Genomic DNA, 19,980 nt, shown 5'->3' with positions numbered 1-19,980 from the left:
CAAGATGACAATCGATGATTTAAAAGCACAAAACTTAATCTTATTTGAAGTCATCAGCGGTAGCCGTGCATTTGGTTTAGCCACTGAAACATCAGATACCGATATCAAAGGCGTTTTTTATCTACCTAAAGATAAATTCTATGGAATTGATTATATTCCACAAATTAGTAATGAAACCAATGATATTGTTTATTATGAATTAGGGCGATTTGTGGAGCTGTTACTGAAAAACAACCCGAATATTTTAGAAGTGTTAGCCTCGGATCCAAGCTGTATTGTTTATCAGCATCCAATAATGCAGCATTTGACACTCGATCTGTTTTTATCCAAACAGACCAAGCAGACCTTTGCCCACTATGCCATGTCGCAAATAAAAAAAGCCAAAGGATTAAATAAGAAGATTAATAACCCCGTTGCCGTAACACGTAAAACCGTGCTGGATTTTTGCTATATTATTGAAGATCAGCGGGCTTATCCATTAAATGATTGGCTAACTGAGCATGGTTTTAAACAACATTTATGTGGATTAGTGAATGTGCGGCATGGGCGGGATTTATATGCCCTGTTTTACGATCCATTGGGCAGTTGTGGTTATCATGGCATAGTACAGCAGCAAGATTCGACCGAGCTTTGTTTATCTTCCGTAAAAATAGATACCCCTGTGACAGCTTATTTAAGTTTTAATCGTGATGGTTTTTCATCGCATTGCCGTGACTATAAAGCCTATTGGCAATGGGTCGAAAAGCGTAATGAACAGCGTTATCAAAGTAATATTAAAAGTGGCAATGATTTTGATGCAAAAAATATGATGCATACTATTCGCTTATTGCAAGTGGCGCATGAAATTATGACACAAGGCACAATAACCAATAAACGAGCTAATCGCGATGAACTGCTCGCAATTAAAACGGGTCAATTAAGCTATGATGAGATTATGCATATCGCAGAAACATTGTTAAGCAAAATTGAAACCGCATCAATCACTTCACTATTGCCAGAAGTGCCTAATTTTACAAAAGCGATTGCGCAGTTGGTAAAAATGCGTGAATGTTTATATAACCATTAGTGATATCACTCGATAATAATGGTTCTTGATCGAATCATAAAAAATTAGAAATAACGCAATTGGTTATTTCTAATGTATATCATTTTGTTGATAGTATTTTACTTCCTAAGCTAACCTAATTTGGATATTAAATTATTTTAATTCCGCTTTTTTGGTTTCTTTTCTTTCTTTTAGCGCTTTTAATTCAAATTCCCAAACCTGCCAAAAATCCATGTTTGTTGGTTCTAAAATATTCATTTCGTGATTAAATTTTACAATATCACCACTTTCGTTAACACAATACATATCGGCATCATTAATAATTTTCAAAATTGGGATTGCTTTAAGCCCTGTTTCCTGCATAAATTGATGAGCAACCAAATCAAGCCTCATCCAATCAGCACTTAATTTAGAAGCCGTATAAGTATGAAAACCATATAAAAATGTCCAAAAAGGTCCTACATCCATTGCTTGTGGACGACGCCAGATCTCTTCTTTTACTTCAATATAAATACCTCTATTGGGGAGAGCATCGCAATCTTCAGCAAGTAAATGAGCAACATATTCATCAGGAAACTTCATTGCTAAACTATTTTCAATATCGCGGATATCTTGCAACGCTGTTTTATCTTCAGCCATTGGAAAAACACGATAATCACTGTCTAAATACTGGTTCATTAATAAAATTGTTTTGTCTTCCATCATCATGCCTCTTTAATTTTTTAGATTTATCCATTTTTTAAACAAAATATTATAACTTTTAGGCTAATTTTTAAAAGGTATTTTAATCAAATCGATCAACCATTTGGCACTAACAATGAGTGATTATCGTACATAAAAATGGACAACCTGTTATAGATTGCCCATGCCACTTGCTTAATCCGCTTGTTGTAACCAATATATAGCTTCATAAGGTCTTAACCTTATTTCAGCACCTAGCGGTGAGTTATCTTGGTAATTACTCAATAAATGCTGCCAATTTTGGTATTGTAACGATTTGGGTAATGACCAAGTTTGCATTTTATCGGTTAAATTGGTGATCACCAGTAATTGTTGGTTATTCCAATGGCGACGGTAGCACCAATACTCGGCAATATCTGCCGTTAGATCTTGATAATCGCCAAAAATAAAGAGCGGATATTCTTTGCGTAATTTAATTAGGTTTTGATAGCAATAAAATACCGAATCAGGATCATCTTGTGCCATCTTGACATTGATTTGCGGATAATTGTTAGCAACTTCAATCCATGGCTTACCTTGTGTAAAGCCCGCATTGGCAGAACTATCCCATTGCATGGGCGTTCGGCTGTTGTCTCTGGATTTACTGGCTAAAATAGCTAAGATTTCCTGTTTTGCCATGCCTTGCGCAAGTTTTTCGTGATAGATATTAAGGCTTTCTACATCGCGATACTGAGTAATATCAGTAAAATGGGGATTAGTCATCCCAATTTCTTCGCCTTGATAAAGATAAGGTGTGCCTTGTAAACCATACAGTAGCATCGCTAACATTTTAGCTGATTGTGTATGATATTGGTTTTCATTGCCAAGGCGCGAGACAATGCGCGGTTGATCATGATTACACCAAAAAATTGCATTCCACGCCTTACCCTGCATACCCGTTTGCCAATAACCGATAATTTTTTTAAGTTCGATTAAATCTGGTTTGGCTAAACACCACTTATTCCCATTAGGATAATCAACTTTGAGATGATGAAAATTAAAGGTCATGGTCAACTCTTTGCCGTCTAAATTGGCATATTTTTGGCAGTTTGCTAATGTGGTAGATGACATTTCACCGACTGTTTGGAGTTGATTAGGTTGAAATACCTCACGGCTGATCTCTTGTAAAAACTCATGAATGCGAGGTCCATCGGTATAAAATCTTCGCCCATCGCCCTTGCCATCATCTGGAAAATCTTGCTGTTTTGATACTAAATTAATCACATCCAGTCTCAGAGCATCTACCCCTTTATCGGCCCAAAATTGACACACTTTTTTGATTTCATTGCGAACGGTTGGGTTTTCCCAGTTAAGATCAGCTTGCTCTTTAGCAAATAAATGCAAATAGTACTGCCCTGATGGTTGATGCCATTGCCAAGCTTTACCACCAAATTTCGATACCCAATTATTAGGCTCGTGCCCGTCTGCATTGGCATCTTTCCAAATATAAAAGGAGCGATACGGACTGTTTTTATCTAAAGCGGCTTTAAACCAAGGATGTTCGGTTGAAGTGTGATTAAACACCATATCCATCATAATTCGCATCCCTCGCTGGTGCGCTTGTTTAACCAGTAATTCAAAGTCAGCCATTGAGCCATAGCTTGGATCAATATCATAATAATCAGACACATCATAACCGTTATCGATTTGTGGTGATGGATAGATTGGCGTTAACCAAATTGCACTAATCCCCAGCGTTTGCAAATAATCTAAGCGCCGAATAATACCTTGCAAATCACCCGTTGGGCTTGTGCCACTAGCTTGAAAGCTTTTGACATAAATTTGGTAGATAGTGCCATTTTGCCACCAAGGAATATTGATTTTGTTCATTGTGTACTCTTTTGTTAATCAGTTGAAAACTGCCATTTGATTAATATAAATGGCAAGCTGTTACCACATATGGCTTAGTGAATATTTAACGTGCCCTTTTTTAGTTTTATTTTATAAACTAGTGCGGTTAAGGTGATTGGTACTACTATCGCCACCAACATAGCGACAGCATAAATCGTCCAATATATCGGCTTAATAGTTAAAATTCCAGGTAATCCCCCCACGCCAATTCCGTTAGATAGCACACCCGCTAAGCCACAAATTAATCCCGCTAACGCCGAACCAATCATCGCACACAACATCGGGAACTTATAGCGTAAATTGATGCCATACATGGCAGGCTCGGTCACCCCTAAATAAGCCGATATCGCCGCTGGTACTGACACTTCACGTTCATTTTGTTTTCGACTAACCCAAATAATGCCCACCACCGCCGAGGCTTGCGCAATATTGGATAGGGCGATAATAGGCCAGATTGGCGTTCCCCCCATACTATTGGTCATCTGTAAATCAATTGCGAGTGTCGTATGATGAATGCCAGTAATCACCAATGGTGAATAGATAAAACCAAAAATGGCTGCCCCAATAAAGGCATAATTTCCCGTCATTAAATATTTAACAATATCAGCTATGCCATTGCCTAACATTCGCCCCGCTGGACCTAAAATAAAATGGGCTAAAAAGACCGAAGTGAGTAACGCAACAATAGGTACAATCACTAAATTTAAATAATCAGGAACGATTTTTCGTAAATGAGTTTCGATCCAGCCAAGAGCCAGTCCTGCAAAAATCGACGGAATCACTTGTGCTTGATAGCCAACTTTAGCAATCGTAAACCAGCCAAAATCCCACACTTCGGGTATTTTGCTACCAAGATCATAGGCATTCATTAACTGGGGGGAAACCAACGTAATGCCAAGCACAATACCGAGCACTGGCGAACCGCCCATTTTTTTAGTAGTTGACCAGCAAATAGCAACTGGTAAAAAGTGAAAAATCGCCTCGCACGGCAGCCAAAGCAGACTATAAATCGGCACTAACCAAGAATAGCTATCAGTAAGTGGCTTGTTATCAATAAATGGCATATCACCAATCACATTACGTAATCCCAGCAATAATCCACCTGCGATTAAAGCTGGCAATAGGGGGATAAAGATTTCGGCTAAATTGGAAATCAGCCTTTCAAAAATCGACATATTCTGCTTGGCTGCGGCTTTGGTCTGCTCTTTGCTTGCCTCAGTAAGATTTAATTGTTGGATGAGTACTTTGTAATAACGATCAACATTGGTACCAATAATCACCTGAAACTGCCCAGCATTTATAAAGCATCCTTTGACAAAGGGTAATGCTTCTATAGCATCAATCTTGGCTGCCTTGGGATCAACCAGTGCAAACCTTAACCTTGTCAAACAGTGGGTGACACTGGCAATATTTTTACTGCCACCAACAAAATCGATTAGTTGCTCGATTGATTCTGTGGTTATGTTTAAATCTGTAGCCATAATAACATCCCCTTTTTCCGGTAAAAACTCAGCCGACATCATTTTATTTTTATCAATAATCTGGCTATTTTTTGATTGAAATTAAGCATAGATTGAATTGCTAAATTAATAAATGGGAACGTTCCCTTTTTTGTGATTAATATCACAGATTAGAGTGAAATAAGCACAAATTAAATAGTTATGGCTGAAACTAGCTTATTAAACGACAAGGAACAGTGATGCAGTTAAGCTCAAAATGATTTTGTAACAGATTCAATAACGCTTGCGCTGCATAGCGACCTGCTTGATCAAAACCGAGCTCAACCGCACATGTCTTTGGGAAAAGAAAACTCAGCAGCTCACTATTACCAATGCTGGCAACGGTAATATCATCAAGCTGTTTTTCGTGTAAATATTTATTTAATCCTAAGGCGATGCTATCAGTTGCACAAACAATCGCTGATGGATTTTGCGCTAACACCAACTCGGCAAGCTCATAACCTGAGCGATAACTTAATTGCCCTAAAGCCGAATTCGGGGTAAGTTGATATTGCTGGCAAAAATCCACATAGGCTTGATAACGCAGTGCGCCAGTGGTTTGGTCTTGTTGCTCAACACCGATATAGCCAATTTTTTGATGTTGTTGCGATTGATATAAATGGGCAAGTAACATGTTTACCGCGCCCACATCATCATAACAAATACAACTGTGTGCGGGGAGTTTTCTTGCGATCACCACGCTTTTATCTCGCCAGACGGATAATAACGACTGCTCAAGCCCAGTAAAAGCAAAGATAATAACGCCATCAGCTTGCTTGTCGTTGAGCATGGATAGATGTTCGTTAACTTTGGTGGTACTAAATTGACTCTCCATAATGATCGGATCATAACCATGCTGGTAAAAAATAGGCAACATACTTTGCACCGCTTGGTTTTCAGACAGTGAATCAAGCCGAGTGACAATAATACCAATAACTTTATTCCCATAGCCACGCATGGCTCTAGCCGATTTCGACGGTATAAATTGATGCTGTTCAATGATTGCCATTACATTGGCACGGGTACTTGCTTTCACCATCGGATCATGATTAATCACCCGTGAAACCGTCGATTTACTCACCCCACAAAGCTTGGCAATATCTTTAATGGTTAAGTGATTTGAAGATCTGCTCATCATAAATTAGCCAACAAAAATCAATAAAATCATACTAAGCTATTTTAGAAAAAATAGCGATTTCAGATTGTTTATGTTGAAAAGTATTTATTTTGATTTTTTATTAAAAACAGTAAGGTTATTATTGTTCTTTTATCATCTTTGATACAATCATCAAAATTAATAAAACGGATTGATTAAATGTTCACGATAAAAACGCATAATGATGCAAAATCTGAAATTCTAGATTTACCTGTGGAATTGCAAGGTCGAACAATTAAATTGATTGAAAAGCTGGAAAAATTTGGCCTAATGCAAATGTTGCACAGCAACTCCTTAGGAAGTGGATAATTAGAATTACGAGCGTTAGAGCGCATACAAAACTAAAAGAGATGATTGATGATGAGTAAAAAACACAGTACAACGTTTAGTGAAATAAAAAATATCGCGCTTGCTGATCCGGTGGCGCGCGCTGCTTATGATGATGCAGAAGATGAGTGGAAATTGCGTGAATTTTTGCTGAAAGCACGAAAAAAAGCTAAACTATCTCAAACTGAGCTAGCGAAACGTTTAGATATTGAACCATAGAACATAAAAGAATTGAACGTGCACCACTCAATACAAATATAAAAATGATTTTAAAATATTTAAACGTGTGTAATACAAAAATGGATATCAATTTATCTACACTATAAATTTATGTTATTCTGAAATTTTTGTTCATTCTTATATCTAATTAATTTACATCAATGCGATGTCAATAAAATACGTTATTTTTTCCACAATTTTAACTATCCTTCATTGCTTTCTTGCATGTCTATCTCAATAACACATTGTAATGTATATATTTTTACATTAGCTTCATTAATGAACAATTCTTGAGTGTTTTTATTTGGCTCTACAGACGTTAAATTATTAACGGCATTTATTGCGTTATATGCTCTGTCATGTTGCTCGGCTGTGATTTCAACAGAATCGGCGGAGATTTCATTATTGATTTTATCAACATAAAAAGACTGTATTCTGTGATTATAAAAACGTTGTTTGGTAGATGGGTATTGCTAACCAATAACTAAAATCAAAATAAGATTTAATATAATATTGACCATTTAACCATTGATATTAAAATAACTTTATTTAACTAAATTTTGATAAGCGCTATTCGATAAAATCATTTTTTGTAATAATATGAAATAATTGAAATGATGATTTTAAAAGGAAAAAAATAAAGGTGCCATACAAATTTTTATGCAGTTCACTGCTCATTTTCGGTTTCTCAACATATGCATTAGCGACCGAAACAAATAATACAATTGAAGCACAATTTAAAGCGGCTTTATTATGCAAGGTTGCTCCAATTGATGGTCGTGATGCAAAAGTGGTTAAACAACTTAACCAACAAAACATTACCGTAAAAAACTTAGAAGATGATGGGTTGATTAATTTAGAGTATCACTTTGCCAAACCGCTGGAAATAATGAATACGACTATATCGCAAATTAAATACCAAGGCGATAGCGGTTCATATTTTTATGCTGTTGCCAAAGGTGATATAGATACATTTGCCAAAGCAATGGGAGCAATCCCAATCCCTGCCCATTTAAAAGAACAAATGTCTTGGGGTGATATAGGACAATATTATCAATATACAGCCCCAATCACAGAAGAAAATCATTTTCCTAGTATCATTCTTATCGGTCGTGACAAAAATGCCAACTCAGATGAGTTTTATTTTGGCTGCGAAGAATTTGATAGTTAATTATGATTGATTGACGGATGAGGAAAAGGTGACTCATCCGCACTTAATTTGTAAGCCTTTCCCCACGCTAACATGGCATCATGCACCTGTTTTAGACTTTGTCCAACCTCGGTTAATGTATATTCAACTCTTGGTGGAACCTCGGCATACACTTTGCGGGTTAATAACCCATTTTTTTCCATAGCTCGCAGGTGCTGAGTTAAGACTTTTTGTGATATGCCGGTCAGCGATTTTTTTAGTTCACCAAAGCGTTTGGTTCCCGTAAGCAGATCTCTCACAATTAAGACTTTCCACTTATCACCCATTAACATTAATGTTATTTCAACAGGGCAAATAGGCAAATCATTATTTAATTTAATCATTAATCCTTAAAATTCAACAATAGTTTCAAAAAAGTTACTATAGCACTATTTGGTACCTACTTTACAGTAGAAACGTTAAAGACTAATCTAAAACCATTCTTATATCATGTTAATCATTAAACGCTTGAAAGGAGCAAAGTATGAAAATTGCAGTCATTGGTGCTAGTGGTAAAACAGGGCAACTTTTAGTAAAAGAGGCGATTTCACGAGGACATGACGTTACCGCAATAGTGCGTAAAGCAAGTCAACAGCTCGATCCCAAAGCAACCGTGATGATTAAAGATCTATTCGAATTAACCTATACTGATTTAAAACCCTTTGATGTGATTATCGATGCATTTGGTACTTGGGCACTGGAATCACTGCCATTGCATCAAACCAGTTTAAAACATTTAACGGATATATTAAGCGGTAAAACAAATCGCCTATTAGTGGTGGGAGGAGCAGGCAGTTTATATGTTAATCCACAGCATTCACTGCGTTTGGTTGATTCACCTGATTTTCCTGATGCATTTAAACCATTAGCCACCAATATGGCCAAAGCACTTGATGCGCTTAGAACGTGCGATGATGTGCAATGGACTTATTTAAGCCCAGCCATTGAATTTAACGCTGACGGGGAAAGAACTGGGCATTATATCTTGGGCGGTGAAGAGGTGTTATTTAACAGCCAAGGAAAAAGCCAAATCAGCTATGCCGATTATGCCATTGCCATGATTGATGAGGCAGAAAAAGCGAAGCATATTAAGCAACGTTTTACTGTTGCTAGTGAGTAATATTGCTAAAATACTGCAAATAAGCTTTCTTATGCAGAAATAAGCACCGATTTTTCATAATAACGAATACAATATCCCAACATATTTTTCAACACGCTTCAAGGTTTATTATTTTAGGAACGAGTTGGATCTGACTTGGGATATTTTTGAATTTTAGTGAAAAAATGAATTTAACGGCAACGTATTAACCAAAAGAGGGTGAGTAGCCAAAGTCAAAAATCTTGTCAAAAAGTTTCAGGTAACTATACGTTTAAGTATAAAAACTGTTTTTTAGGCAAAAAATAGACCTAAAAAAGCAAATATTCATCATCTTTTTTAATGAATAAATTTAGTTTAGATTACGTTTTTAGAGCCTCTCTCACTTGCATCAAAACTTCACCAAGTAGATTTTTGCCGCGCCATTTAGTCATATTAAATCTCATTTCGTCATCAATGCTTAAACCAATTCCCCAGATCTTGTCATAAGGGCTTGCTTCGGCTAACACTTTATCTTTAGTTGATAATAGATATTGTTTAAGTTCATCATTTTGCGAAAACTTGGCATAATTACCGGCAAAAACAATCTCTTTTTTATGCTGATTCCAGATATTATCATCAAAATGACGTACTGCTTGCCCCAACTTTTTTTGCATTTTGGATGACGGGATAGATAAAATGGCGTTGGCACTGTCGATATCTTTAAATAACAACGCTTTAGAATACATCATCCACTGTTCTGCACTAGTAAATTGAATATTATCAATAATAAAATGGCAAGGATACCACTGAGACAAATAATGATCAGGGCTAAAAAAGAAAATCATTTTCTTCTTTCCGACTTGTTTCATCGATTGAAATCGCTCCTTTTGCAAAATAGATAACCTAAAAATAAATCAACTGACCAATACAATCTAGCTGTTGATAAAAATGATAAAGATTGTATTGGTTTTATCGTATAATTGCTAATTTAAAAAATCGGTTATGAGTAATCAGCTCTCATTTTAATGGACAGTTTTGCCTATGTCTGTTTATTTTCAATATTTAAAAGGCAATAAAGAATTCAAATGTGAATATTTTGTAGGTGATGATAATAATCTTGAATATAATAAAAAAATCATTAAGTTATCCCAGCTATATTTTCTCACTTATGCTAATAAAACTATTCTATTTTTAACATAGAGTCGCAATAATAACCTTACTCTTTTGTGTAAAACTTACGAATCTTGATAAAAATCGCTTAGGTATGGCATTGATCTTATTGAAGCTTTCTTTAATATTTTTAATTAAAATCAAAAAGTTATAGGGTGATTGCTATTTTAGTAGTTAGGTTTCTGGCGTATTCGGTTTTGACGAAAATGAAAATACGGGTCAAAACGTTTGGGCAGGTATGTTTATGTAAAAAAATAGTACATATTTACTCAATAGTGTTTAAAAATGGCGCGGTTGAGTTAAATAGGTATTGCTTTATTATTTTATTACTATAAGATAACTATCTCTTTGACGCGGGGTGGAGCAGCTTGGTAGCTCGTCGGGCTCATAACCCGAAGGTCGTTGGTTCAAATCCAGCCCCCGCAACCAATTCCTATCAATTCTTGATATATCCTTTTTTCCTCATCACTATTTTGATTTTGGTACAGCTAATAACGTTGCGACTGCTTCGCTGATGCGTCTGGCTATGTAGCTATTGTTCATAGTGTATAAATGAATGCCATCCACATTTTGTGAAACTAAATCAACAATCTGATCAATTGCATAAGCAATACCCGCATCACGAAATGCATCAGGATGATGTTCATATTTTTCCATCATTTGTTTGAATTTTTTCGGTAAATTCACCCCACACATCGATACCATGCGCTCAATTTGGTTTTTATTAGTCACTGGCATAATGCCTGCTTCGATCGGCACATTAATGCCCATATCGTGTGCTTTATCTAAAAATGCATAAAAATAGTCATTATCAAAAAATAGCTGTGAAATAAGTTGATCAGTACCCGCATTGACCTTTTCTTTTAAGTGGATCAGATCTTGTTTTAGAGTTGATGCTTCAAGATGACCTTCTGGATAACATGCACCAATCACGTTAAAATCACCGTTTTCTTTAATAAATGTCACCAGTTCGCTGGCGTATCGAAAATCATCTTTAGGCGGTACATTCGGGCTGATGTCACCACGCAAAGCAAGCACATTATCAATCCCTGCACATTTAAGATCGTGAAGAATTTTTTGCATCTCAGCTTTAGCAAAATTAATGCCGGGTAAGTGAGCAACACTTTCAATCCCATAAGTATGTTTAACAGAATGCGCAATATCAATAGTGGTTTGACCATTTAAGCTGCCACCAGCACCATAAGTAACACTAATAAAATCGGGCTTAAAATAACCAAGCTCGCGCAGAGTGCTGTAAATGGTTTCTAAAGGTGATGTTTTTTTAGGAGGAAAAACTTCAAAAGAGAACACCGTTTTTTGATTAAATAATAGATTTGTTTTCATTTGTATCATCCATTCGTTATATCACTTATTTTCCTTATTAATATTTCCGCCACCAAAATAGGCGACGGAATTTTCAGGCTCGTAAAGTACGATGTCTTAGTAAATAAGCTCAGTTTTTTGTAAAAACAGTGCCTAATTCAGTGTTTTTCTTACTGCTAATGTAGCCTCAACAAGATGCTGTAAGCTTTCAACGACTTCTTTTTCGCCACGTGTTTTTAACCCACAGTCTGGATTAATCCATAATTTTTGCTTATCAATCTTCGCCAGTAATTTTTCGATCGTCGCTTTAATTTCAGCAACAGGTGGAACGCGTGGCGAATGGATATCGTAAACGCCTGGTCCAACTTCGGTTTTAAAATTATTGGCATTGAGTACATCGATTAATTGCAGATTAGAGCGAGAAGCTTCGAACGAAATCACATCGGCATCCATTGCATCAATATCTTTAATGATGTCAGCAAATTCGCTATAACACATATGTGTATGAATTTGAGTATCAGCTTGTACTTTGCTATGTACTAATCTAAATGCCGGAATCGCCCAATCAAGATATTCGCTGTTCCAATCCGCTTTACGCAGTGGTAATTTTTCTTTTAACGCGGCTTCGTCAATTTGGATAATCTTAATGCCAGCAGCTTCAAGATCTAACACTTCGTCACCAATGGCCAATCCAATTTGGAATACCGATTCTTTTTGGGAAATATCTTCACGTGGGAATGACCAATTTAAAATGGTGACAGGCCCTGTTAACATTCCTTTAACTGGTTTATCAGTCAGGCTTTGTGCATATTTTGAATATTCAACCGTAATTGGTTTAGAACGTGAAATATCACCCCAAACAATCGGTGGCTTAACGCAACGTGTACCGTAAGATTGTACCCAAGCTTTTTCGGTAAACACAAAGCCATTTAAGCTTTCACCAAAATATTCGACCATGTCATTACGTTCAAATTCACCATGCACTAACACATCAATGCCGATCTCTTCTTGCAATTTAATACACTCAGCAATTTTTTGTTGATTAAATTCAGTGTATTGATTCAAGCAAATTTCACCTTTTTTGAATTTAGCACGATTTAAACGCACATCAGGCGTTTGCGGGAATGATCCAATGGTTGTGGTCGGTAATAATGGTAAATTAAAGGCCTTTTTCTGCGCTGCTTCACGCACTGAAAACTCAGGTAAACGGGTAAAATCAGACGCATTTAATGCCGCCACTTTTTGGCGAACCGCGTGGTTTGCACCTTCACGTTCACGGGTAAATAGTGTTTGATTGGCTTTATAAGCCGCATTATTTTCAGGATTTGCTTCTTTAAATAGCAGACCAAGTTCAGCAAGCTCTTGTAACTTTTCTTGAGCAAAAGCAAAATAAGCACGTTGTTGAATGGTTAATTTGGTTTCATTTTGCAATGTATAAGGAACATGCAGTAATGAACAAGATGTATTAATTACAATATTTGTGGCTTTTTGTTTGATTTTGCCAAGTAAAGCTAAAGTTTTTTGGTAATTGTTTTTCCAGATATTTTTGCCATTAACAACACCAGCAAATAATACTTTATCAGCAGGGAAGCCATTATTTTCAAGTAAAGCTAATGACTGTTTACCTTCAACAAAATCAAGCCCAATCCCATCAAAAGGTAAAGCGACAAGTTCTTTATAACAATCACGCACATCACCAAAATAGGTTTGTAGAACAATTTTGGTGTTACCTTTAACTGATAAAATCGCTTGATAAAGCTCGGTAAATAAGGCGATATCGTCTTGATTAAGATCGGTTACTAAAATTGGCTCATCAATTTGGATCCATTCAGCGCCAAGCGTTGTGAATTTTTGGATGATCTCTTGATAAGCTTTGATAATATCCGATTTAAAATCACCAAGCTGTTTTTTACCTAAATACTGCGCTAATTTAAAAAAGGTTAATGCACCAATCACAACTGGCTTGGTTTGCACGCCTAGCGCTTTAGCTTCTTGATATTCGTCAAAAGGTTTCGTACCTGTTAACTTAATCTGTACTGAATCTTCAATTTCAGGCACTAAATAGTGGTAATTGGTATTAAACCATTTTTTCATAGCCAGCGCACGCACATCACCTTTTTCGCCCTGATAACCACGCGCCATGGCAAAATAACGGTCAAGTTCAGGTAAACCTAAATCTTGATAACGTTTTGGAATGACATTCAACAAGCATGCGGTATCAAGTACGGCATCATAAAATGAAAAATCATTCGATGAAATAAAAGCAATTTTTTGTGCGGCTTGTTGTTTTAAATGCTCGGCGCGTAACGCCTTGGCTTCGTTTAATAATTCAGCTTGGGTTTTATTGCCTTTAAAATAGGCTTCTGTTGCAAATTTAAGTTCACGAAGCTTACCAACTCGAGGATATCCAATAACAGCAGTATTCATTTTTATTTCCTTTTTATCGTTTTTCTTTAGTGATAAAAAAGATAACAAAAAAAACAGATATTGAATAATTCTAGTTTTTTATGGATTGTTATAGTTTTTAACTATAACAACTAAAATAAAAAATCCCACTATTTAAATAGTAGGATTGAACATTAACAGATGAAAGCTAAGCCAGTTATTGGCGCCAGTTACCATGAATTGGTCTTGCAAAATGAGCAAGTACCGCAATCATACACACTTCGATCGATGCACCCCAATAGATATGACCTAGAATTTCACTCCAAAGCTCATAACCATTTAAATTCCATAACCAACCAACCGTACCTTCCGCATCATAAGCAGGATGGCGGAAACCAAGCAATGGAATTAAAAAGCCGTGCATCACAACGGTAATAATAATGCCGTACAATGCCCCATACCATAAGCGGATTTTGTTGCAATAATATGCACCTGCAACATAAACAAAGGCGAAAGCAAAACTAAATAACCAGTGATAAAGTGTCACTGCACCTAAAACGCTTGCCCCTTGGTAAATATAATCAAGCGAGTGGGAATTAATCCCAAGCCAACCAAGCCACGCATCAATATGTGCCGCTGGTGGCGAAATTTCGCCAGGTACGCGCGGAGGCATATTGACCTCTGAACCCCATTTTACTAATGAACTAAAAAATCCGCCAATAATGGTGGTCCATATAATAACTTGGCGATTTGTTTTATTTCCAAACATACTGGGTTTCCCATAGTTAAAATAAATACGTTATCGAATTATACTCCACAGCAGTAGATAAAAGAAGAATAAATGGGATTGGCTGATTGTAAAAGTTATTGGAATGATGGGGATGATTATTGATTAAAATAATCCTTGAAATCTTTATAAAGTGTTTTATGCCAACTTTAGGTAAAGGTAATTTTCAAAGCAATTAGTCCATGTTGTTGAAAAATAATCGAGCATAACCACTATGTAAATCTAGCTTAAATAAATCATTGAATGTGATTATTTATTATTAAAACGGTATAGAATCCTGAATATTTTTTACAAAAAATATAATTTAAAATGTGAATAGGTAGAATTATTTGATTGATAAATGTTCAATACAAATAGAATGTGTTATATTATTTTCGTGTGATTTTACAATATGATCGGGTAGGTGTTAGGCTGAACTTGTAAATACCCCAAACCTAGTACACAACTCACGTAGAAAATTAAGCTGCCTGTTTTAGTGTTTTATACTCAATCGGCGTCATATTATTTAGTGCTTCATGAGGTCTTTCGGTGTTATAACTGGTTAGCCATTCTTCGGTTACCTTTCTTACTTGTTCCAGATTATTAAATAAATATAAATCTAATCCTGCCGGTAAGCTTACTGCAATATCAATACCTAACGCCTCACGATTAAAGTCATCGATGACATTGAAGGTCCTAAAGCGACGTTGATTACGGCTACTATCACTCATAAAATCCATTGACCAGCATTCACCTTGTTTATTAGGAACCAATAGCTTTTCTGGTGTTCATGGGGAGATACGTTTGTTACGTTTAGCTCTAATATTAAGTTTTAACTCACAATACACCCTATAAACACGCTTATGATTCCATTTATAGCCGAGCTTTCTGATGCGATTAAAACATTTGGGAAAGCCCCAGCGTAAATGCTTGTCAGTGATAGTACTTAATACTGATATAATCACCGAATCATCCGGTAATTTAGGTTGATAATAGTAAGCACAACGACTTAAGCCAACAATGGCACAACTCATAGCAATAGTAACAGAATGATTTTGTTGTAATTGCTGTGCCCACGTTTTACGTGCCTTTGTGGGCACTAAAGCTTTTTTATGATTTCTTCCTGAAGCTGGGATTTTAAGCTCAGTTCGGCAAATATCTGCTTAAGCTTGCGGTTTTCGGCCTCCAGCTCCTTTAAGCGTTTGATGTCTGAAGTTTCCATTCCGCCATATTTTTCCCGCCATTTATAGAAAGTTGAATTCCCCATGCCATATTTACGACAGAGCTCCTTGACAGGAATACCGGCTTCAGCTTCTTTTAAAATAGATACAATCTGATGTTCAGTCATTTTTTTCATAATTAAATCCCCCTTTTACTTTTATCATAGAGAATTTTCTACTTTTTTGCTGTACTATTTTAGGGGATAGTTACATTGAAATTAATGCTTTACTAAGAAAAGGCGTTTCAATTGCGAAAATTTTGGCGATTACGATGGAAAGTATTGTTGGAAAAATTAAGGACAATTGATATTGCCCTTTTCATAACCATGTGTCGTTAAATTAATTTATTACCATCCGTTGTCCAACGTTTTCTTACAAACTGATCAAATTCAGGCTCATCTGCATGCTCCAGTAATATTACTTGAGTATCAACATTATATTCATCCTTTATAGTCTGAATTTCTCTGAGGATAACATTAAATATATTTTTTACTTGAATGATATTTTCATCAAATGTTTTTTCAGGATCAGCACCTTCTTCCAAAGAAGTAATTTTCGTAATTGCTCTTGGAAAATAAACTTGACTTGGTTGATCAATAAAAAGGAATGCTGGCATTGAAGAGTTTTCTTTGCAAATTAAATGCAATAATGCGAGAAATAAAGATAGATGACAAGCTAGCCAGTTTGCTCCACTTCCCATCTCAGACAATCTTATTTTTTCGTTATTGTGGTTATAATAAAATTCAAAATCTTTTAAATTAAAATACATTCTACCTGGTTGCAACTCTTTCTCAAAATCTAATTGCTGACTGATAGATGTCATTTTTTCACTTAAAAAATAATTGGCGCGATCAATTTTTTGTTCTAAATTATATATTTTTAATTGTTTTTTTATATCTCTAATTTCTTTTTCATAACCTATAACATCAAAAAAGTTTTCCCCTAATGTTGGTTTTTCTTGAATTTGTTCTAAGACGATTTGAATTCTTCCCTTCAATACCAATAAACTATCGCGTAAACTTCTATGTTTATTATTTTCTTTTAAAGTTTCTTGTAGGTTTCTAATTTGAGCATTAATTTCACGGATTTTATTTTTTAATTCATCTTTTTTTTCTATCAGCAATAATAAATGTTCTGTATTATCACTTTTATAAGATACTATTTTCCTTAATTCCTTTAATAGCTCAATTCTTGACAAATGAGCTAGCTCGACTCGCTTATTAACTTCATTCACATGGTTATTACATAAAGGGCATTCATAATTGGTGTGATCATTTTTTTCAGGAATTGAATCTATTATTCTAGTTATATTCTTTTCATATGTGAAAAGCTCACTACCATTATTATCTATTTTTTTTATTAATTTATTAGTTTCACTTAGCTGCTCTCTAAATTTTATGCGTTGTTCTTCTAAGTTCTCTAGTGTTTCTGCAACATCGCTATTTTCATAAATATTTTGGGGTATTCCTGGTAATTCTTTGGCAATTTTTTTTAATTCATCAATAGTAACATTATCTTCTAAAACTAATCCCAATGCTTGATAATATTGTAAAATAGGCATTCTTAATTTGTATAATTGTTCTACTAACTTCTTTTCTTTACTAATTTTATCTCTTGTATTTTGCTTTAACTCTTTATTTAATCTTTCTAAACGTTGATTTAAAGCATAATATTTACCATCAACCCAACCTAAAAAAATAGGAAATTGAGAGATAACATCTTTTCTTTTATAAAAATCATCAAATCGATAAAAAAAACTATGTTTATTTGCAATCAGGTTTTGATGTTGAAAAATTAAAGATATCGCATTTCTTATGGATACTTTACCAGCTAGCCTTCTATCTGTATCTTTGCTTACTCTTGTATCGGATACAAACAACCCAAATTGTTCTTCAGTTTCTTTTTGAATTTCTTTAAAAGGACGAAGTTGTTTATGATTAAAATAACTTAAATCAAAAGAATCAAGAAAAGTTGCATCAGATTCAATGGAAAAGTATTCACTTGCTCTAAACTCACTATTCCAATTTGGTCTAGCTAATACAATAAAACATGTTTTAAACTCTAATACAATTGAATATAGATAAGTAAATTCAGTTATTTTACCCACAGGAATTGTTGAACGTGAAGCAAAAAGACAATAATCAACTATTTCTAAAAGAGCACTTTTCCCTGTTTTTGAATCACCAGTTATTACATTTAGTCCTTTCTCCAAAGAAACTTCTCTTTTTCTACCATCCTTAGCAAAAAGAACAATACTTTTTAATGTTGCCTTCATAAATTTGTTATCCTAAATTTTAAAAAAATAGTAAGGTAGTCCTCTTTAGCCAATATAATTCCTAATTGGTAAGCTGCTTTAATGTAATCTTTTTTACTATTTGAAATATTTTTATATAATAATGGATTTGATATTGAAATATATTTGTCAAACTTTAGTTGAGTAAAATTGCTTAAGTAAATCAAACCATTTTGTGTTGTATTCTTAAATCTTAGGTATTGGTCATTTTGCTCTGCTAAGGCGTTTTTTAAGTCTAATGATACATTATTAAAAAATGTTGTATTTATATTTGAATTAGATCTTGAAATGATTAAACGGTTTCGAATTGCTTCATTAAAGATAAATGGTAAAACCATATAAATAAGCTCTAATTTAATGCCTTCAGCTTTTACTGATTGTGCTCCACTTAAGAAATAATGTAAAAGCTCTGCAACCCATGGGGGAGAATAAATTGCATTAGCTAGTCGACCGATTTTCATGTAATATCCTCGTCATTAAATACCCAAGAAAATTTTTCTTCATCAACATTGTGATGTATTCTACCATTCTGATAATACATTCCTGTATCACTGACATTTGGGATATCTATTTTTTCAGTATTCCCGACACAATCATGGTAAAGTTGCCTAGAAAAATATAAAAGCTCCTCGCTATTAATATTTTTTTCTTGAATATTTTCTGCATGTTTCTGTTTTTTATTTCTTAAACGATCCAAAATAGTTTCATTATGATTTTCTAAAATATTAGAAAGAGTATCTGCATATTTATTTATTAATTGTATATGGCTATTTTGTGCACGAAGGTAATCTGAAACAGCAGTTAAAATAGCCATTTTTTTTAATTTTATTTTTTCTAACTCGTTAATGAATTTAAATTTGCACTCTTTAATATCAAAATGTATTTCGTTTTGAGATACAAAAGGAAATGGGATCTTTTCTCTTTTAAAAACTTTAGAAAATAATGTTAGTTTTTCATCCATATCATTAACATCTATGCACCATTTTTTATGTTCAATAATTGCTTGTTTATTGAATTGCCCATATAGCCAATGTAATGCATCTTCTTTAGATTTACAAAAATGATGAATAAGTCGACCATCCTTTATTAAATTATTCCATTTATTTTCAACTGATTCCTGAGATGATTTAATTGAAAATCGCTCAAGAACGGAATTAAGTTTAACTTTTAACTTATCGGAAAAAATGAAATCATAGTACTTTTGTATAGTACTCACTGGACTATGTGATTTTAAAATTTCATATTTTTCCTTAACATTTTTATCATTCCAATTATAAAAAATTGACTCAATAGGCACATCTGAGGTGGTATGTAAAATGAAATATTCAACAGTATCAGTATTTTCTTTTAAAAAGTTATATAATGTTTTCCAGAAATCTACAGAATTACTTGTTAAATCATGATGTTCTAAATGACTTTTAGTTTCAATAATAGTAGTACCATCATATATATCACCATAGCATTCTAACCAAATAGTTTGGTTCTTTTTTGCATTAAAATAAGATTCAATAGCAATTAAAACTTGATAGACATACCCTAAATATTTGGGCGTAGCTTGATTAGAAAATATTTTATCCATAAAAGCTAACCTTTTATTTTTAGTCATTTTAATTATAATGATTGGCAAAATTATTACATAAAATAAGTCATCAGTAAAACCTTTCATTGAATTAAATTTAATCACAATATTATAATAAGAAATCACCATAACCACGATTCCTTTCAATCATTTTGATGAA

Annotated in this window: 16 protein-coding genes, 1 tRNA gene and 1 pseudogene; 5 read left to right on the top strand and 13 right to left on the bottom strand. The window is 34.5% G+C overall.

Annotation, left to right across the window (positions count from 1 at the left end; all coding sequences use genetic code 11):
* Positions 1–4: 4 nt before the first annotated feature.
* Complete coding sequence (locus tag GYY69_RS03485) at positions 5–1,066, top strand: nucleotidyltransferase domain-containing protein (RefSeq protein ID WP_174796446.1); 1,062 nt, start codon at positions 5–7, stop codon at positions 1,064–1,066.
* 132 nt (positions 1,067–1,198) lie between these two features.
* Here the strand turns inward: GYY69_RS03485 and GYY69_RS03480 are convergent, their stop codons facing one another.
* The 4 genes from GYY69_RS03480 to treR form a co-directional block, all read right to left on the bottom strand.
* Positions 1,199–1,750, bottom strand: a complete 552-nt coding sequence (locus tag GYY69_RS03480) for a hypothetical protein (RefSeq protein ID WP_174796445.1) — start codon at positions 1,748–1,750, stop codon at positions 1,199–1,201.
* A gap of 171 nt (positions 1,751–1,921) precedes the next feature.
* Complete coding sequence (gene treC, locus GYY69_RS03475; RefSeq protein WP_174796444.1) at positions 1,922–3,595, bottom strand: alpha,alpha-phosphotrehalase; 1,674 nt, start codon at positions 3,593–3,595, stop codon at positions 1,922–1,924.
* Between the two features lie 74 nt (positions 3,596–3,669).
* The gene (gene treB, locus GYY69_RS03470; protein ID WP_174796443.1) at positions 3,670–5,097 is read right to left on the bottom strand and encodes a PTS trehalose transporter subunit IIBC; all 1,428 of its coding nucleotides are present in this window, start codon (positions 5,095–5,097) and stop codon (positions 3,670–3,672) included.
* A gap of 190 nt (positions 5,098–5,287) precedes the next feature.
* Positions 5,288–6,253 carry a trehalose operon repressor TreR gene (gene treR / locus GYY69_RS03465; protein ID WP_202984938.1) on the bottom strand — a complete coding sequence of 322 codons (966 nt, stop codon included), beginning with the start codon at positions 6,251–6,253 and terminating at the stop codon, positions 5,288–5,290.
* Positions 6,254–6,628: 375 nt separating this feature from the next.
* Between treR and GYY69_RS03460 the strand changes: the two genes are divergently transcribed.
* Positions 6,629–6,817 (top strand): hypothetical protein, encoded by a 189-nt coding sequence (locus tag GYY69_RS03460; protein ID WP_174796442.1) that lies wholly within the window; start codon positions 6,629–6,631, stop codon positions 6,815–6,817.
* A 643-nt stretch (positions 6,818–7,460) separates the two neighbouring features.
* The gene (locus tag GYY69_RS03455) at positions 7,461–7,988 is read left to right on the top strand and encodes a hypothetical protein (protein ID WP_174796441.1); all 528 of its coding nucleotides are present in this window, start codon (positions 7,461–7,463) and stop codon (positions 7,986–7,988) included.
* Here GYY69_RS03455 and GYY69_RS03450 read toward each other — a convergent pair.
* A complete protein-coding gene (locus GYY69_RS03450) occupies positions 7,985–8,350 on the bottom strand; it encodes a winged helix-turn-helix transcriptional regulator (RefSeq protein ID WP_174796440.1) in 366 nt (121 codons plus the stop codon). The genes GYY69_RS03455 and GYY69_RS03450 overlap by 4 nt on opposite strands.
* Positions 8,351–8,490: 140 nt before the next feature.
* Between GYY69_RS03450 and GYY69_RS03445 the strand changes: the two genes are divergently transcribed.
* A complete protein-coding gene (locus GYY69_RS03445) occupies positions 8,491–9,126 on the top strand; it encodes an NAD(P)-dependent oxidoreductase (protein ID WP_174796439.1) in 636 nt (211 codons plus the stop codon).
* 338 nt (positions 9,127–9,464) lie between these two features.
* On the opposite strand, the gene GYY69_RS03440 is transcribed toward GYY69_RS03445, so the two are convergent.
* Entirely contained in the window at positions 9,465–9,953 is a 489-nt protein-coding gene (locus tag GYY69_RS03440; RefSeq protein WP_202984937.1) for an NADAR family protein, read from the bottom strand.
* A gap of 653 nt (positions 9,954–10,606) precedes the next feature.
* On the opposite strand from GYY69_RS03440, the gene GYY69_RS03435 reads away from it, so the two are divergent.
* Positions 10,607–10,683: transfer RNA gene (locus GYY69_RS03435), tRNA-Met, on the top strand.
* A gap of 39 nt (positions 10,684–10,722) precedes the next feature.
* Here the strand turns inward: GYY69_RS03435 and metF are convergent.
* The 7 genes and pseudogenes from metF to GYY69_RS03400 form a co-directional block, all read right to left on the bottom strand.
* Entirely contained in the window at positions 10,723–11,598 is an 876-nt protein-coding gene (gene metF, locus GYY69_RS03430; protein ID WP_174796438.1) for a methylenetetrahydrofolate reductase [NAD(P)H], read from the bottom strand.
* 132 nt (positions 11,599–11,730) lie between these two features.
* The gene (metE, locus tag GYY69_RS03425; RefSeq protein ID WP_174796437.1) at positions 11,731–14,004 is read right to left on the bottom strand and encodes a 5-methyltetrahydropteroyltriglutamate--homocysteine S-methyltransferase; all 2,274 of its coding nucleotides are present in this window, start codon (positions 14,002–14,004) and stop codon (positions 11,731–11,733) included.
* 175 nt (positions 14,005–14,179) lie between these two features.
* Entirely contained in the window at positions 14,180–14,731 is a 552-nt protein-coding gene (locus GYY69_RS03420; RefSeq protein ID WP_065583181.1) for a YagU family protein, read from the bottom strand.
* Between the two features lie 476 nt (positions 14,732–15,207).
* Positions 15,208–16,085 (bottom strand): annotated as a pseudogene (locus GYY69_RS03415) (IS3 family transposase).
* Between the two features lie 197 nt (positions 16,086–16,282).
* Complete coding sequence (locus GYY69_RS03410; protein WP_174796436.1) at positions 16,283–18,223, bottom strand: DUF3732 domain-containing protein; 1,941 nt, start codon at positions 18,221–18,223, stop codon at positions 16,283–16,285.
* Positions 18,220–18,702: a three component ABC system middle component gene (locus GYY69_RS03405; RefSeq protein WP_174796435.1), complete on the bottom strand. Its 483-nt coding sequence runs from the start codon at positions 18,700–18,702 to the stop codon at positions 18,220–18,222. The genes GYY69_RS03410 and GYY69_RS03405 overlap by 4 nt, the downstream gene beginning before the upstream one ends.
* Positions 18,699–19,949: a hypothetical protein gene (locus GYY69_RS03400; RefSeq protein ID WP_174796434.1), complete on the bottom strand. Its 1,251-nt coding sequence runs from the start codon at positions 19,947–19,949 to the stop codon at positions 18,699–18,701. The genes GYY69_RS03405 and GYY69_RS03400 overlap by 4 nt, the downstream gene beginning before the upstream one ends.
* Positions 19,950–19,980 lie beyond the last annotated feature (31 nt).

The sequence above is a fragment of the Gilliamella sp. ESL0250 genome, from assembly GCF_013345045.1.
GTDB classification, from domain to species: domain Bacteria; phylum Pseudomonadota; class Gammaproteobacteria; order Enterobacterales; family Orbaceae; genus Gilliamella; species Gilliamella apicola_H.
Note: the sequence above shows the minus strand (reverse complement) of the source record. Positions and strands in the feature narration are given on the sequence as shown.

What these genes read in the sequence shown, in the direction of transcription:
- GYY69_RS03420 (WP_065583181.1), bottom strand. Translation starts at nt 14,731, where the DNA reads ATGTTTGGAAATAAAACAAATCGCCAAGTTATTATATGGACCACCATT.
- treC (WP_174796444.1), bottom strand. Translation starts at nt 3,595, where the DNA reads ATGAACAAAATCAATATTCCTTGGTGGCAAAATGGCACTATCTACCAA.
- GYY69_RS03405 (WP_174796435.1), bottom strand. Translation starts at nt 18,702, where the DNA reads ATGAAAATCGGTCGACTAGCTAATGCAATTTATTCTCCCCCATGGGTT.
- GYY69_RS03410 (WP_174796436.1), bottom strand. Translation starts at nt 18,223, where the DNA reads ATGAAGGCAACATTAAAAAGTATTGTTCTTTTTGCTAAGGATGGTAGA.
- GYY69_RS03485 (WP_174796446.1), top strand. Translation starts at nt 5, where the DNA reads ATGACAATCGATGATTTAAAAGCACAAAACTTAATCTTATTTGAAGTC.
- GYY69_RS03445 (WP_174796439.1), top strand. Translation starts at nt 8,491, where the DNA reads ATGAAAATTGCAGTCATTGGTGCTAGTGGTAAAACAGGGCAACTTTTA.
- metF (WP_174796438.1), bottom strand. Translation starts at nt 11,598, where the DNA reads ATGAAAACAAATCTATTATTTAATCAAAAAACGGTGTTCTCTTTTGAA.
- treR (WP_202984938.1), bottom strand. Translation starts at nt 6,253, where the DNA reads ATGATGAGCAGATCTTCAAATCACTTAACCATTAAAGATATTGCCAAG.
- GYY69_RS03400 (WP_174796434.1), bottom strand. Translation starts at nt 19,949, where the DNA reads ATGGTGATTTCTTATTATAATATTGTGATTAAATTTAATTCAATGAAA.
- GYY69_RS03480 (WP_174796445.1), bottom strand. Translation starts at nt 1,750, where the DNA reads ATGATGGAAGACAAAACAATTTTATTAATGAACCAGTATTTAGACAGT.
- metE (WP_174796437.1), bottom strand. Translation starts at nt 14,004, where the DNA reads ATGAATACTGCTGTTATTGGATATCCTCGAGTTGGTAAGCTTCGTGAA.
- GYY69_RS03450 (WP_174796440.1), bottom strand. Translation starts at nt 8,350, where the DNA reads ATGATTAAATTAAATAATGATTTGCCTATTTGCCCTGTTGAAATAACA.
- GYY69_RS03460 (WP_174796442.1), top strand. Translation starts at nt 6,629, where the DNA reads ATGATGAGTAAAAAACACAGTACAACGTTTAGTGAAATAAAAAATATC.
- GYY69_RS03440 (WP_202984937.1), bottom strand. Translation starts at nt 9,953, where the DNA reads ATGAAACAAGTCGGAAAGAAGAAAATGATTTTCTTTTTTAGCCCTGAT.
- treB (WP_174796443.1), bottom strand. Translation starts at nt 5,097, where the DNA reads ATGGCTACAGATTTAAACATAACCACAGAATCAATCGAGCAACTAATC.